This is a genomic window from Methylobacterium sp. NFXW15, assembly GCF_049887755.1.
Taxonomy (GTDB): domain Bacteria; phylum Pseudomonadota; class Alphaproteobacteria; order Rhizobiales; family Beijerinckiaceae; genus Methylobacterium.
Genome location: NZ_JAGEKG010000022.1, coordinates 1 through 9,743 on the forward strand (window position 1 = coordinate 1; position 9,743 = coordinate 9,743).

Below are 9,743 nucleotides of genomic sequence, written 5' to 3' on the forward strand. Positions count from 1 at the left end.
TCAGACTGATACCTTCGAGGAGGCAGTTACAGACGCCGTTGGGGGGCAGATAGACGGGATGCTCGACAGCGTGTTCAGCGAGTCCAAGAACATCACGGTCACAAAGTCTGGGCCGGATGCACGGTGGCGTCTCGGCGAGTAGACCACACGTTACAAGGCCCGATGACCATCGAAGAACTGAAGACCGCCCTCGAAGTCCTGATCGTCGAAGCGAAGGCGAAAGGGCCGGGGAAGATCCCGACCGACGAGGTGCGCGACGCTGTTCTCAAGGTGAGTATTCGAGACCGCTACGGGCGGTGACAGGGGGCCCTTCGGGGCCCCTTCCTGTTTTGAGATCACATCATTTGACTGGTCAGCGATCGAGTCGCACGAGTAGATCTGGATGGAGCCGTGTAGCCGCGAAACTCGATACCGAAAGATCGGTATTCAGTTGCCTGTGGATAGCGTGCGATAGATCTTGAACTTGCCCTTCATCATTCTATCGCGCGCACCATCTTGTTTGGAGTGTGGTCAGCACGAGGGTTCAGAATGAACCACAGAAGCAACCTGATTGATCTGGAGTTCGAGACTGCCCGTCTCGGAGAACTGCTAGAGCAACAGGCTCCAGAAGATGCAATTGAAGCCGAATGTGATCGAGTTTGCATGCAGTACTTCGGGTACACGCGGCACGAACTGACGCAACAAGTTCCAGCTATACCGTTGGCTGGACTTGATGAATGGTACTACGATGAAGTCCTTGATCTCGGAGAGCGACACGGCTTCGACTTCAGAGAAAAGAAAGGAAGTCGAGAGCATTCGATCTACAGAGATGTTGGATACGTCGTCGAACAGTGGGTATACATTGCTGAGATGCTGATCGCGAAGGAGTGCGGTTTCTTTCCTTCGACGTTTGAAGAGATTGCAACAGTCAAGATGAACCGCGAGGCCAGGGTATTCGAGGAAGCAATACGGCGAGAAAAGCAGAAGCCGCGCCGTGAGAGCTTGGAACTGGCAAAAGTGTTCGGTGAGCGGCCCCGAGAGATCAAGCCGGGTACCATCGTAGCGACCCCGGTCAAGGGTAAGGGGGCCAAGCCGGGCAGAGAGGTCCGCATCGAGGTCCGATCACGGGATCGTCGCCCGCTTCCGATGCCTCCCAAAAAGCCGTAGCGATCCGGCACGAAGCCATCGTCGCTGCTGATCGAAGACAGACGAACCCAGCGCGTTGCGTGGTTGCGTGACTGCGGGTACGTGTGGCTGCGGGACAGCGGGGTTGCATCATGCGCACGGTGGTGTTCGCCTCTCAAAAAGGCGGAAGCGGAAAAAGCACGCTCGCAGCATGCATGGCCGTGGCGGCGGTTCAGGACGGCGAGAACGTCGTCTGTGTGGACTTGGACCCGCAGGGCACCTTGGCCGAGTGGGGGCGGCTCCGGCTTGCAGAGCGGGGCGAGGAACGCGAACTGGTGTTCCGCACCGTGAAGCCGGCTGATCTGCAAGCCTTCGTGGATCGAGTGGCGAAGCATGGTCAGACGACGACGCTACTCATCGATACCGCCGGCACGTTCGATGCCACGGTGGACCGGGCCGTGCGCCTCGCCGACTTCGTGCTGGTGCCGGTGCGCCCGTCCGCTCCTGACCTGAAAGCCGCGAGACCGACCGTGGAGCGGCTGCGCTTCCTCGGCCGGAGCTTCGCCTTCGCGGTGAACGGCGCCAATCCGATCACACCGGCCCGCACGGCCGAGGCCGTCGCAGTCCTACAGGCCGGCGGGGACGTGGCGCCAACGGTCTCGACGCGAACCGTCTTCAGCGACGCGATGGCGACCGGTCTCGGGGTCTCGGAACTGGAACTCGGCGGCAAGGCTGCTGCCGAGATTGCCGAACTGTGGACGTACACGAAGGGAGCCAGCACCAGTGAGTAAGCGACCCAACCTGCTCGGCGGTATCGACATGGCACCGAAGTCCAAGCCGGTCGAGAGTGGCCCCGCTGTCCCGCAATCACGCAAACCCGCTGTCACGCGGACGCAAAAGATGCTCCCGGTTCCCGACATGCTGGACGCCGTACCAGAGGCCGAGGCACGCGACGGTTACAAGGTGCGAACCCGGATCGAGAAGCCGCATGTGAGCTTGTACGCGGCACCGGAGACCTTCGACGCAATCAAGCGACTGGCCTTGGACAACCGGACAACGGCACAAGCCCTGTACCGCCGGGGCCTGCTGCTGATGCTGCAAGAGAACGGCCTGTACCTGGACAAGAGCGAAGAGGACGTTTGACGCATGGTCCCGCAACCACGCAAACCCGCACTCACTCGGACCCGCATCGTTCTTGCATCGACGATTATTGCACTCTCTGGATTGCCGTCCCAGGCGCAGTTTGCGAACGGGAACAAGATCTACGAATGGTGCCAGCAGCCGAAAGGCTCGCTTCTGCGAGAAGCAGTTTCGGCGTACTTGAGTGGTTCGCTGGATACTCTGGTCATGTCGAAAAACCAGCAGTACGAGATCTGCATCCCTGAGGGAGTGACGATCCCACAAACCAGAGATGTCTTCTGCAATTACTTGGATCGCCATCCCGAGATCCGGCAGCGCACCGCGCCTGTCGTTCTCTACCAGGCAATCTCCGAGGCATGGCCTTGCAAGAGTGCCAAGCCCTAGGTGGCTTGACCGACTCGACGCCAACCGCCACGGTCGCCCGTTCACCGAGGATTAACCGCCACGATCGCGAGACCCTGAAACGACAACGGCCCCCCTGGCGCCAACCAGAGAGGCCGTCAAATCGAGTGGTTCGTCAGGAACCTTGCAATCCCTGACAAGCCACATGACGCCCCCCGGCGTCAAGACGGAACGCCAATTCCGTCCACGGTAGAGTCGTGTCTGGACCCTGGATCGCGGCCCGTGAGGGACCGGGACCGATGTTTGCTGACCATTTGAGGCGCGCCATCGCGGCGGCGCCTCGTGCCGCCCTCGCCGATGTCGCGCGGGGGCTGTGGGCCGCTGTAGCCAACGGACAGGTCTCGGAGGAGGAGGCCGAGATCTTATCGGCCGAGATCGATGCCCGGCGGATCGTGCCCGCTGCTCCCGCTACTCGACGGGGCGGATCGAGACCACGCTCGCCGTCGTCCTTGGAGCGTCGTCGCCGTTGGGCGGCATCGGGCGGAATGCCGGTCGGTCTCGCCGCCCGGTTCTCACTGGCCGAACAAGCTGCGCTCGCCGTCGTCGCCGCCGAGGTCGCGGTGAAGGGCGACTGTCGGCTCTGCATCGGCGCCGTCGCCGGGAGGGCCGGGGTGAGCGAGACAAGCGTGCGCAACGCGATCCGCGAGGCCCGGCGCCTGGGCCTCGTCCATGTCGAGGAACGCCGCCTGGATCGCTGGAGGAGCAACACGAACGTCGTCACGATCACGTCGCAGGAGTGGCGTGCGTGGATCGCCCGTGGCGGCCGGGGGGGTGCCTGCAAATCCGTGCAGCCCCCGATTTCAAGATCTCTTTCTGTAAACCGCGAGACCAGCGAGAACCGGCTCAAGGGCTTCCGAGATGGAGGAAAAGGCAACCGGCATCGCCAGGATGGCCCGCCTATCGCCAGAACGGGCTCAGGACGCCTGTTTCCGAGTCCGGCGGGGCGTTGATGCCTTCGAGGCTGGAGCGGCCTCCTGAGCCGTTTCTGGAGCCGTCGCGGCCTGCTCTACCGGAGTGGGTTCCGGCTGTGCGACGTAGGAGGTGCGCTGCCGCTGTCGAAGCACGTCAGCCACGATGTCTGCGAGGCGGCGCCCGTCGAGCTGCCCGGCAACGCGCTGGAACTCGGCAAGCTCGTCAATGGAGGCGTGCGCCAGGATCGCGCGAACCGCGTCTGGCCGGGCTTCCAGTTCTGCTCGTGCCTCGGCCTGTCGCTGATCGTGGATGGCGTTGCGCTTCTCCATGATGGCGGCGCGGACGGCTCTCACGTCGTCGCTGACCTTGAACCGCTCGCCGCGTCGCTTGGCGGCTTCCTGTCTACGGCGGGCTTCGCCCAGGTTCATCCCCATAGGGGCCGTGTTGCTCATGAGCGTGCTCCAGCCTCGGCCCGCAGGCGTTCAGCGAGTTGTGGGTGAAGGTTCGAGATCAAGCCCTGTCTCGTGCGGTTGATGGTGCGATGGTGCCAGGGGTTGCCGTGCTGATCGGCGAGGGCTTGGCCTTCGGTGCGGCGGGCGGCGGACTGGCCGTCGCGGGTGGCGGCGTTCGCGGCCAAGGCGCGGGCTGTGGCGTTCGTGCCTTCAGGGATCGAGGGCTTCGTCGTCGGCGACGAGACCGGCTTACCCATCCCGACTGCGAAGACGTCGAGTGCGTCAGTGATCGAGCCGACCCGGCCGCCACCGATGTCGAAGGAGACCTGGCTCGCGTCGTCCACGGTGCAGATCGAGTTCAAGGTCGCGCCCAGGTGCTCCAGCTCCTCCCGGCTCAACTGGAGCTTGTGGGCGGCGGCGTAGCTCGTCACCTGCGAGTCGAATGAGATCGAGATGCCCTTCATCGGGCGCGTCCCTTGAGGAGGCCCTGGGCGACAAGATCTCGCATGACGACCTCGCGGACGTAGCCAGTGATGGTCATGCGGCGGGGCTTGCGGGCGGCGTCAAGCGCGGCTCGCAATTCGCCGTCGAAGGGCAACTTCATTGTGCCCCCCTTCGTGTTGGGGTTCATGGAATGTTCCAGTGATGTGGTTGGTCGTGGAGGAGGTGAGGGGCGGCGAACGGGCCAAAGAGCGCGGAGTAGATGTCCCTTGAACCCGTCGGCTTTCGCCAGTCGAAGCGCACCTCGTGGGTGCAGATGCGCGGCGTCGAGCGCCTATCGGGTCGCCGGGCCTCGCCCCGCACCGGGGCCGTAGCCCGCCGTTCTCATACCGGCCCTATCGGGCCTCTAACCCAGAGATGGTGACTGCGACGAAAAGTGCAAGAAACCGGGTTGATTGATGGCACAAAATGTGCATCTGGGCCCGTGTCATCCTGCTCGGCGTGGTCTCGGCTTCCGGCCGACCGGCTGCTCGTTGAGGAGGTTCTTGGACCATCCGACCCTCTGGCCGAAGATCGGGCCCGACGCGCGGTGAGGCGTCTGCGGGAACTTGCGCCAGTAGGCGGGCTCGACGGCCTTCATGAGGTACGTCCCCGCGTCGCCGATCTGCCCGTTGCGGAGTCGCCGAGTGACGGCATCGACCGGCCGAACGTCTACTTCGTGGCCGGAGAGGTGCTTGCGGAAGTACTTCTCCACGAGATCAAGGCGCCCGCCGCTCGCCACGACGACGTGCAGGTGCTCGCCGACGCCCTCCGGCTTCCGCGCTGTGCCGACCCGCTTCGACTCCCGCGACCACAGGTAGGCGGGTTCCGGCAGGTTCTCGTTGGCCGCGAACGCCGTCCGCATCGCGTGGACCATCTTCTTGAACAGGTCCTCCCGCTCTTCGGGGCTCATCGTATCCACGGCGGCGGGCCTGATCGTCACGAGGCAGTCGAGGTCGTGACCCTTGGCCTCGGCGCTGCCGAATGCCTGTCGTCCCTGCTCGTAGACGGCCCCGGTGATCGCCAGTGTCTTGGTCCGGCGTCGGAGGTCTTCACTCTCCCGCTTCCGCAGACTCCAGGCTCGCTTCGGCTTCGATGGGGCCTCGGCGAGGGTGTCGTCGTTGGCAGGTTCGGGGGCGTCGGCGTGTTGGGGTTTGTAGCTACCAAGATGGGCGCGCGCACGCCCGCGCGAGGGACGATCCGGCTGAAATAGACCAAGCTCTTGATCTGGAATGAGAATTTCCAGAACCGGCTGATCGCCTGGAGGCGAGACCGGCCCCGAAAAACCTGCGGGGTTGTTTGGTGCGCTGACGACGTTCTCGGGCCCCTTGTCGAGGTCTTTTTCGAGGTCGTCGGACACACCCTGGGACGGCTCGTGCGCTTGCACGAGAGGCCCCGATGTGGTAATGGTCACGGTGAATTACGGCTCCAAGTGGAAGCCCGTCACCCGGTCTGCCAGGACACGGTGGGTGGCGGGCTTTCTGCTGTTCAACTGCATGTCATAGCACGAATTGGCTTACCGACCCAGTGGTCGGTAATGGGGTTGGGCATCCCTATTTCCATTTGACCTAAGTCGTTGATTTTGCTGAGTTTTTCTGCTCAGAACCGGCGGGATGCCGATTTTCTCCGACTTTTGCTGCTTATGGCGTGGCGGAGACGCAGATCCCCGCCTCCTCCAGAACACCCCTCTACGCTTCGCCAGGATCGCCCAGGACGGGCGTTCGTGCTCCCGATGGTTGTTGGAGTCCACCCAGACCCGTCGTCGCCGTCTCCGGCCTATTCTGGACGTCACAGCCGGAACGATCGCTCCAGCCTGCGGGCGAATGCGCCGGGCTCCAGGCCAGTCAGAATGCTGCGCCTCCCGGATGGGCGTGGTCCGCCCAGCATCTCGATCATGCGTGCTCCATGCCCGGCGCCCAGGCCGAAGTAGCTGCTTCGCTCTGGATCGGGGAACACGCCGTCGAGAGCGTGCTCGTCATCCCGGCTGTTCCATCGATGCCAGATCGGTACGGCGAGATCGGTCACGGATGGCGGGAGGAGCGCCCAGCCGGTGACGATCTTCCATCCGTGGCGCTCTTTCAGCACCTGCGAGGCGACAACACACTTTCCCGGCCCCCACGTCTCGGTCCCCGGCGGGAGGGGCGTGCCCTCGTATGAGCGGCCGTGCTTGAGCAGGTAGTTCAAGTCGCGTGGCTGGAGGGTGCCGGTCTCTCTGAGAGCGCGGATCACCGGGTGATCGTCGTCGGACATGGAATGGGGGTCTCTTTTGTGTGGGCGAGATTTTTCAGAGGTCGTCGCATGCACGAATGCATTCAGGTCGGTAGGGTACGTGCAAGAATAGGGTCGCCTTTTCAAAGTATAAATCCTGAACGACCTGGCACGACGCCGCCCTACGTTGCTGAAAAAAATCGATTGCATCCTTGCAAGTTACATGCAAGCGATGATGTGTTCCTGAAATCTTGCGGAACACTTCGGATTGACTCAAATTCTACTTGCAACACCGCGAGACATGCGGTAGCTTTGGAGATGGGTCAATGATGGATCGAGAGACCGCCGAGCAAGTAGAAGCGCTGACGCTTCGTCTCATCCGGCTGGCGGATGTGCGCCACGATGCTGGCGACCACGAGGGCGAAGCGGTCGCTCGTAGCGTGGCCGAAGCCTTGTGCGACATGCTCGATCTGGGCTGGCTACAGGATCGCCGCGCCCAGGCGTAGTTCAACGCCGAGCTTAGGTGTCGAGGAAGTCCCACTCGGAACCCAGGACCCAGCGGAGCGCGCTCAGCTTGCCGTTGAGCATGCCCCACTCGAAGTCGTCCCAGGGGCCCAAGTTCTCCAACCCGACCTCATCCTCGGTCCGCTTTGCAGCGGCCAAGGCGCCTGCCCAGATGCTGTCGACCGTCATGTCCTGATGGCTGCCAGGATTGGCGTCCCACTCTTCATGGGTGACGACTCGATGTTCGCCGCTATCGATGGCGCACCTTAGGTTCCAGTGCCGATTGTACCAGATCTGGCGGAGGAGCAAGCGCTGGGCTGCAATGATTTCGCTGAGCTTGCGCGGTTCATCCTGGTACTCAAATTCCCAATTCACATCCTCCATCCACTCGGATGCAAAATCGTTGAGGCATTCGCCCAATGAGAGCCAGTAGGTAGAACCATCGGAGACGAAGAGATCTGTGAGATCCGGATGCGGCTGACGCTCGTTGCTACTCATGTCGCTGAAGTCGAGCTTGTTGTGTGTGACGAACGAGAACACAGTCTCGTCGTCTCCGAAGGCCAGTGCATCCCGGTAGATCTCAGCCAGCACTGCATCGCCCATCGAGTTCTTCCCCTTGTGGAATGGGGCAAGCTTGTCGATTGCGCGCTGGGCTGTGCGGAGCTTGACGGCGTCGGTCGTCTCGATGACCTCGGCGTCGGCGAAGATCCTCTCGATCCGTGCGATGCTAGTGTTGACCGCCTCCCCCAAGATGACAATGCGATGGTCGACGTCGTCCATGACAGCGATAGCTCCATCCCGAGCCGTCTCATCTCCGAACTGTCGAACTGCCTCCTTCACGCGCTTCAGCGTGCTGGAGAGGCTCTTGCCGCTCTCCCGGACAACGCGCTCCTTGTTGCGGGCAAACTCGTCGACCGTCTGCCGGGGCAGGATGAGAGATACGTCCCCGGTCGCGATCAGCTGCTCTAGCGCACGTAGCGTTGGCTGGAGGCGGTAGTCCTTGGCCAAATCGAGCCAGACGCAGGTATCAATCAGTAGCCGCAGCATCGGTAGCCTCTGGGAATGGCACCTGGCGCTTGGCGTGTCCGCCATTCATCCACGCCGGACAATAAGCTGCGCGGCTGGCTTGCAAATGTTCAAGCGGCGCAAGGGGGCGGCGCGATCATGACGGGCTGGTACGAGGACAGGATGCGCCGCCGGTCGAGGCTGGCCAGCTGATCGAGCGCGTCGAGGGCGCGGTCGAGGTGAGAAGGATCGGACTCGGCGCATGCGAGCGCCGAGGAAAGAGCTTCAGCGCGGGGTCCCGCGAGGAGGCGCGCAACGGCCCGTAGGGTTCGGCACCGCGCGATCCGCTCGCATGGGGACAGGCCAGGGGCCCAGGGGCCGAAAGCGTCGGCAGGTTTCATGTTCTGGTTGCTCGAATGTCAATTTCGGTTGCGGAACTGGGCCCCGTCTGTCACGTTTCCTCAAGGAAAAGAGACAGCAAAAGTGGTGAAGGTGATGGCTGGCAAGGGGTTGATCGAGGCGGTCGGGTACATGCGGACTAGCTCGGCGACCAACGTCGGCGCCGACAAGGACTCCGAGAAGCGCCAGCGCCAGGAGATCGAGAAGTTCGCCCAGAAGGCCGGGTACACGGTCGTCGCGTGGTTCTACGACGCCGACGTGCGCGGCTCCGACCCGGTGGACACGCGCCCCGGCTTCGCGGCCATGCTGGATCGGATCGCGGGCAACGGGGTGCGGACGATCATCGTCGAGGCCGCGAACCGCTTCTCGCGCGACCTGATCGTGCAGGAGACCGGCCACAGGTTCTTGAAGGGCGAGGGCGTCACGCTGATCGCCGCCGACAGCCCCGATACGTTCGTGGAGGATACGCCGACCTCGAACATGGTCCGGCAGATCCTGGGCGCGGTCTCGCAGTTCGAGAAGGCCAGCCTTGTCGCCAAGCTCAAGGGCGCCCGCGAACGCGTCATGAAGGCCCAGGCCGAGAAGGGCGAGAAGGTGAAGTGCGGCGGTCGGCACTCCTACCGCGATCTCGACAGCGCCATGGTCGATCTTGCGCGGCGCCTACACCGCTACCCGGTGAACGGTCGGCGCCGGTCCCTGCGGGAAGTCTCGGCTGAACTGGCCGCTGCCGGGCACCTCACGGCCACGGGCAAGCCGTTCGGGGCTGAAGCCATCAAGCGGATGATCGCCCAGTAGAGATGCCAGACGAAATCCACGGGAAGCATCAAAAACATCGTTGACGGGGCGTTACTATTGATCGGTCGGATGGTATACTTCGCCATCACGGTTTTTGCAGGATCGATCATGGAAGACGAAGCAATCAAGTACCTCTACTGCACTGCTGACGGCGCAAAGGCCGAAGTTTTCGCCATGGCAGATGGTCCCGAGACCGTTCGGTGTCCTACCTGCGGTCAGACTGATACCTTCGAGGAGGCAGTTACAGACGCCGTTGGGGGGCAGATAGACGGGATGCTCGACAGCGTGTTCAGCGAGTCCAAGAACATCACGGTCACAAAGTCTGGGCCGGATGCACGGTGG

Annotated in this window: 15 protein-coding genes; 9 read left to right on the forward strand and 6 right to left on the reverse strand. The window is 62.9% G+C overall.

Annotated features, from left to right (window positions below; translation table 11 throughout):
• Nucleotides 1–162 precede the first annotated feature (162 nt).
• The 6 genes from J4O73_RS24045 (at nucleotide 163) to J4O73_RS24070 (ending at nucleotide 3,596) form a co-directional block, all read left to right on the forward strand.
• A complete protein-coding gene (locus tag J4O73_RS24045; RefSeq protein ID WP_426221526.1) occupies nucleotides 163–300 on the forward strand; it encodes a hypothetical protein in 138 nt (45 codons plus the stop codon).
• A 228-nt stretch (nucleotides 301–528) separates the two neighbouring features.
• Complete coding sequence (locus J4O73_RS24050) at nucleotides 529–1,146, forward strand: hypothetical protein (RefSeq protein ID WP_426221528.1); 618 nt, start codon at nucleotides 529–531, stop codon at nucleotides 1,144–1,146.
• 110 nt (nucleotides 1,147–1,256) lie between these two features.
• Complete coding sequence (locus tag J4O73_RS24055; RefSeq protein WP_426221530.1) at nucleotides 1,257–1,895, forward strand: AAA family ATPase; 639 nt, start codon at nucleotides 1,257–1,259, stop codon at nucleotides 1,893–1,895.
• Nucleotides 1,888–2,247, forward strand: coding sequence for a hypothetical protein (locus tag J4O73_RS24060; protein ID WP_426221532.1), 360 nt, complete (start codon nucleotides 1,888–1,890; stop codon nucleotides 2,245–2,247). The genes J4O73_RS24055 and J4O73_RS24060 overlap by 8 nt, the downstream gene beginning before the upstream one ends.
• Before the next feature lie 3 nt (nucleotides 2,248–2,250).
• The gene (locus J4O73_RS24065; protein ID WP_426221534.1) at nucleotides 2,251–2,628 is read left to right on the forward strand and encodes a Rap1a/Tai family immunity protein; all 378 of its coding nucleotides are present in this window, start codon (nucleotides 2,251–2,253) and stop codon (nucleotides 2,626–2,628) included.
• Between the two features lie 257 nt (nucleotides 2,629–2,885).
• Nucleotides 2,886–3,596, forward strand: a complete 711-nt coding sequence (locus J4O73_RS24070) for a transcriptional regulator (protein ID WP_426221536.1) — start codon at nucleotides 2,886–2,888, stop codon at nucleotides 3,594–3,596.
• Here J4O73_RS24070 and J4O73_RS24075 read toward each other — a convergent pair.
• From J4O73_RS24075 to J4O73_RS24095, 5 genes are all read right to left on the reverse strand, one after another.
• On the reverse strand, nucleotides 3,561–4,010 hold the full coding sequence (locus J4O73_RS24075) for a hypothetical protein (RefSeq protein ID WP_426221538.1): 450 nt from the start codon (nucleotides 4,008–4,010) through the stop codon (nucleotides 3,561–3,563). The genes J4O73_RS24070 and J4O73_RS24075 overlap by 36 nt on opposite strands.
• A complete protein-coding gene (locus J4O73_RS24080; protein ID WP_426221540.1) occupies nucleotides 4,007–4,474 on the reverse strand; it encodes a hypothetical protein in 468 nt (155 codons plus the stop codon). Before J4O73_RS24080 ends, J4O73_RS24075 begins: the two co-directional genes overlap by 4 nt.
• Nucleotides 4,471–4,641 carry a hypothetical protein gene (locus tag J4O73_RS24085; protein ID WP_426221541.1) on the reverse strand — a complete coding sequence of 57 codons (171 nt, stop codon included), beginning with the start codon at nucleotides 4,639–4,641 and terminating at the stop codon, nucleotides 4,471–4,473. The genes J4O73_RS24080 and J4O73_RS24085 overlap by 4 nt, the downstream gene beginning before the upstream one ends.
• Before the next feature lie 297 nt (nucleotides 4,642–4,938).
• Entirely contained in the window at nucleotides 4,939–5,904 is a 966-nt protein-coding gene (locus tag J4O73_RS24090) for a hypothetical protein (protein ID WP_426221543.1), read from the reverse strand.
• Nucleotides 5,905–6,278: 374 nt separating this feature from the next.
• A complete protein-coding gene (locus J4O73_RS24095) occupies nucleotides 6,279–6,740 on the reverse strand; it encodes a hypothetical protein (protein ID WP_426221545.1) in 462 nt (153 codons plus the stop codon).
• A gap of 284 nt (nucleotides 6,741–7,024) precedes the next feature.
• Between J4O73_RS24095 and J4O73_RS24100 the strand changes: the two genes are divergently transcribed.
• On the forward strand, nucleotides 7,025–7,204 hold the full coding sequence (locus J4O73_RS24100; protein ID WP_426221547.1) for a hypothetical protein: 180 nt from the start codon (nucleotides 7,025–7,027) through the stop codon (nucleotides 7,202–7,204).
• A gap of 13 nt (nucleotides 7,205–7,217) precedes the next feature.
• Here J4O73_RS24100 and J4O73_RS24105 read toward each other — a convergent pair whose 3' ends face one another.
• Nucleotides 7,218–8,249: a PIN domain-containing protein gene (locus J4O73_RS24105; protein ID WP_426221549.1), complete on the reverse strand. Its 1,032-nt coding sequence runs from the start codon at nucleotides 8,247–8,249 to the stop codon at nucleotides 7,218–7,220.
• 441 nt (nucleotides 8,250–8,690) lie between these two features.
• Between J4O73_RS24105 and J4O73_RS24110 the strand changes: the two genes are divergently transcribed.
• Together J4O73_RS24110 and J4O73_RS24115 are read left to right on the forward strand one after the other, a co-directional pair.
• Nucleotides 8,691–9,401 carry a recombinase family protein gene (locus J4O73_RS24110; RefSeq protein WP_426221551.1) on the forward strand — a complete coding sequence of 237 codons (711 nt, stop codon included), beginning with the start codon at nucleotides 8,691–8,693 and terminating at the stop codon, nucleotides 9,399–9,401.
• A 69-nt stretch (nucleotides 9,402–9,470) separates the two neighbouring features.
• Nucleotides 9,471–9,743: hypothetical protein (locus tag J4O73_RS24115; RefSeq protein WP_426221553.1), on the forward strand; the 273-nt coding region annotated here is incomplete at its 3' end.

What these genes read in the sequence shown, in the direction of transcription:
- J4O73_RS24080 (WP_426221540.1), bottom strand. Translation starts at nt 4,474, where the DNA reads ATGAAGGGCATCTCGATCTCATTCGACTCGCAGGTGACGAGCTACGCC.
- J4O73_RS24055 (WP_426221530.1), top strand. Translation starts at nt 1,257, where the DNA reads ATGCGCACGGTGGTGTTCGCCTCTCAAAAAGGCGGAAGCGGAAAAAGC.
- J4O73_RS24075 (WP_426221538.1), bottom strand. Translation starts at nt 4,010, where the DNA reads ATGAGCAACACGGCCCCTATGGGGATGAACCTGGGCGAAGCCCGCCGT.
- J4O73_RS24085 (WP_426221541.1), bottom strand. Translation starts at nt 4,641, where the DNA reads ATGAACCCCAACACGAAGGGGGGCACAATGAAGTTGCCCTTCGACGGC.
- J4O73_RS24100 (WP_426221547.1), top strand. Translation starts at nt 7,025, where the DNA reads ATGATGGATCGAGAGACCGCCGAGCAAGTAGAAGCGCTGACGCTTCGT.
- J4O73_RS24065 (WP_426221534.1), top strand. Translation starts at nt 2,251, where the DNA reads ATGGTCCCGCAACCACGCAAACCCGCACTCACTCGGACCCGCATCGTT.
- J4O73_RS24070 (WP_426221536.1), top strand. Translation starts at nt 2,886, where the DNA reads ATGTTTGCTGACCATTTGAGGCGCGCCATCGCGGCGGCGCCTCGTGCC.
- J4O73_RS24045 (WP_426221526.1), top strand. Translation starts at nt 163, where the DNA reads ATGACCATCGAAGAACTGAAGACCGCCCTCGAAGTCCTGATCGTCGAA.
- J4O73_RS24050 (WP_426221528.1), top strand. Translation starts at nt 529, where the DNA reads ATGAACCACAGAAGCAACCTGATTGATCTGGAGTTCGAGACTGCCCGT.
- J4O73_RS24095 (WP_426221545.1), bottom strand. Translation starts at nt 6,740, where the DNA reads ATGTCCGACGACGATCACCCGGTGATCCGCGCTCTCAGAGAGACCGGC.
- J4O73_RS24105 (WP_426221549.1), bottom strand. Translation starts at nt 8,249, where the DNA reads ATGCTGCGGCTACTGATTGATACCTGCGTCTGGCTCGATTTGGCCAAG.